3 protein-coding genes are annotated in these 2,699 nt (G+C 66.4%); 1 reads left to right on the top strand and 2 read right to left on the bottom strand.

The window, feature by feature from the left end; genetic code table 11:
* Nucleotides 1–89: 89 nt before the first annotated feature.
* Both HGR_RS01145 and HGR_RS01140 read right to left on the bottom strand, forming a co-directional pair.
* A complete protein-coding gene (locus tag HGR_RS01145; RefSeq protein WP_006296201.1) occupies nt 90–1,547 on the bottom strand; it encodes an aminotransferase-like domain-containing protein in 1,458 nt (485 codons plus the stop codon).
* Nucleotides 1,548–1,584: 37 nt separating this feature from the next.
* The gene (locus HGR_RS01140) at nt 1,585–2,049 is read right to left on the bottom strand and encodes a RidA family protein (RefSeq protein ID WP_006296200.1); all 465 of its coding nucleotides are present in this window, start codon (nt 2,047–2,049) and stop codon (nt 1,585–1,587) included.
* Between the two features lie 201 nt (nt 2,050–2,250).
* On the opposite strand from HGR_RS01140, the gene HGR_RS01135 reads away from it, so the two are divergent.
* Nucleotides 2,251–2,595, top strand: a complete 345-nt coding sequence (locus HGR_RS01135; RefSeq protein ID WP_006296199.1) for a hypothetical protein — start codon at nt 2,251–2,253, stop codon at nt 2,593–2,595.
* Nucleotides 2,596–2,699 lie beyond the last annotated feature (104 nt).

Here is a 2,699-nt window from a genome sequence, read left to right as displayed (position 1 = left end):
CGGCGCTGCGACTTCATGCCCGTCTGAACCGCCATCCCCGAAATCGCGCGCGGGCGGCAAGCCCGATCCGCTCTCAAGCCTCTCCCTTTTCACGCCGCCTTGCGTTGCACCGCGGCGCATTCCCCCACGATCTCCCCCAGCCGCCGCAGCGCCGCTTGGATGGGCTCGGTGATTGGCCAGCCGCAGTTGATGCGCAGGTAGTGGTCGAAACGCGAGGAGTTCGAGAACAGCGTCCCCGGCGCGACGAAAATCCTCTCACGCAGCGCCCGGTCAAACACCGTCATGGACGACAGACGGTCAGGCAACTCCACCCACAGCTGCAAGCCCCCTGGCGGATAGTTCAAGCGCGTGCCCGCCGGAAAATGCGCCGCGATCGCGTCGGCGGTCTGTTCGCGCTGCTGCCGCAGGCGCTCACGCAGGCGGCGCAGATGGCGGTCGTAATCGCCGGTGTTCATGTAGTCACCCACGGCCCCTTGCGACAGTTCTTCGTTGCTTCGGGACTGGGTGAACTTGAGCATCTCCACCCGGCTCTGCCAGCGCCCCGCCGAGATCCAACCCAGGCGCATGCCCGGCGCGAGAATTTTGTGCAGCGAGGCGCAATGGATGACGTTGCCCGTGCGGTCCCAGGACTTGATCGCGCGCGGCGGGGTGTCCGTGTCCAGCAGTTCGCTGTAGGTGTCGTCCTCGATCAGCGCGATACCGTGACGCTCGCACAGCGCCACCAGCCGCTCCTTGTGTGCGTCGGGCATCACGCTGCCCAGCGGGTTTTGCAGGTGCGGCACGGTGACGACGGCCTTGATGTTGTCGTAGGCACCCAACGCCATCTCCAGCGCTTCGATGGAAAGCCCCGTCTGCGGGCTGGTGGGGATTTCGAGCGCGCGCATGCCCAGGCTTTCCAGCACCTGCAGCAGGCCATAGAAAGTCGGTGACTCAACCGCGACGGTGTCACCCGGCTGGGCCACCGCGCGCAGCGCGAGGTTCAGCGCCTCGATGCAGCCGTTGGTGGTCAGCACCTCCTGAGGCGAGAGCGTCATGCCCACGCGCAGGCCGCGCCTTGCGGCGGCCTCCCTCAGCGGGTTAAGGCTGCGCGAGGGCGTGGCGGTGGTCAGCAGCGCGGGCTTCTGGCGCAGCAGCCGCATCATGGACGCGCGCAAGGCCTCGCCGGGGTAGAGCTCGGGCGCGCCACGCGCGCTTGAGAAATCGATGCGCACCTCACCCTGGCGGCGGCGCGCGACGAAGTCCGAGACTTTCGAGTGGATGCCGACGTACTGGGCCGGGTCGGGTGCGACGTCGGTGGCGGGCTCGTCCATCGCCGCAATGGCCAGGCGGCGCGGGCGCTTGACGAAGTAGCCCGAGCGGTCGCGCGCTTCCACCCAGCCCTCGCTTTCCATGTTCCGGCAGAGCTGCAGCGCGGTGGACAGGCTGATGTTGTGCTGACGCATCAGGCTGCGCAGCGAGGGCAGCTTGTCGCCCGGCTGGAGCGCGCCGGCGCGGATCGCGTCGAGGTAATGCGCGGCGAGTTGGCGGTAAAGCGGCGGCGTGTCCATGGGCGTTTCAGTGGTTCTCCAATGGTGCTTCAGTGGCTCATGTGAACTCGATGATGGCTTCGATCTCGATCGCGAAGCCCTTGGGCAATGAGCCAACACCGATGGCCGACCGGGCGTGCTCCCCTCGTGCGCCGAGCACTTGCACCAGCAGATCCGAGCAGCCGTTCATGACCTCCGTGTGTTGCGTGAAGTCGGGCGTGGCATTGACCATGCCGAAGACTTTGACGACCTGCTGGATGCGCTCAAGGTCGCCGAGGGCTTGCCGGGTGACGGCCAGCAGGTACAGGGCGATGTCCCGTGCATGCGCCTGGGCCTCGGCCACCGAGACCTCGGCGCCGACCTTGGGGACATGCAACACGGCCTCTCGCACCGGCGCGCCCTTGCCGGAGAGGTGGAGCGTGTTGCCGCGCATCACATAGGGCTTGAAGCTGCCGCGTGTTGCCGTCACGGCAGGAAGGACGAGGCCCAGGGCGCTGAGGCGGGATTCGATGTTGTCGGACATGGCAAGGAATGGTGATGCAGGTGCGGATGATCTTCTCTCGCTCGGCAGGCCAAAAACAGATGCAGATTGCGGACGGAAACACCATAACAGATGGTCGGCAGCACGTCTGTTGCGCCTTGCATGCTGCGGCGCTGTGCCTGTTTTTTGTGCGCCTGGATTTCTACGATGAAGCCCTCCCCACTCACTCCACGAGGTGCTTTCATGACCGCAGCGCTTGCCGAATTCATTGAACTAGAACCGGGCCAGACCTTGCGCGTGGCCGTGGACGCGGGCGCGTGGGTGCACGTGGTGGCCGGCCACGTGCGCTTGCTGTCACCGCCGTCTTGGCTGGGTGAGACGATGTTCCGGGCTGAGGTCACGCTGAGCGCGGAGGAGGTGCACCGCGTGGAGCGCGGCGGCTGGATCGAGGTCGAGGCCCAGACTGCGGCGCAAGTGCAGGTGGTGCCGCGAGCAGTGCCAGTGCCGGTGCGTTCGGCTCATTTCGCTGGCTTGGGGCGTTGGATGCGGTTGCTGGCTGGACGGCTGACGGTGTTTCGCATCAGGTGAGTTTGCTGCAGGCTGGGTGAGACAGGGGCGTCTGATCAGAACCACCGCACCGGGCCTGCCGCCCGCGCGCTCATACGGGGATGGCCTTCGGCTTCGCGCTTCAG

It is taken from the genome of Hylemonella gracilis ATCC 19624 (genome assembly GCF_000211835.1).
GTDB lineage: Bacteria > Pseudomonadota > Gammaproteobacteria > Burkholderiales > Burkholderiaceae_C > Hylemonella > Hylemonella gracilis.
Note: the sequence above shows the minus strand (reverse complement) of the source record. Positions and strands in the feature narration are given on the sequence as shown.

What these genes read in the sequence shown, in the direction of transcription:
- HGR_RS01135 (WP_006296199.1), top strand. Translation starts at nt 2,251, where the DNA reads ATGACCGCAGCGCTTGCCGAATTCATTGAACTAGAACCGGGCCAGACC.
- HGR_RS01140 (WP_006296200.1), bottom strand. Translation starts at nt 2,049, where the DNA reads ATGTCCGACAACATCGAATCCCGCCTCAGCGCCCTGGGCCTCGTCCTT.
- HGR_RS01145 (WP_006296201.1), bottom strand. Translation starts at nt 1,547, where the DNA reads ATGGACACGCCGCCGCTTTACCGCCAACTCGCCGCGCATTACCTCGAC.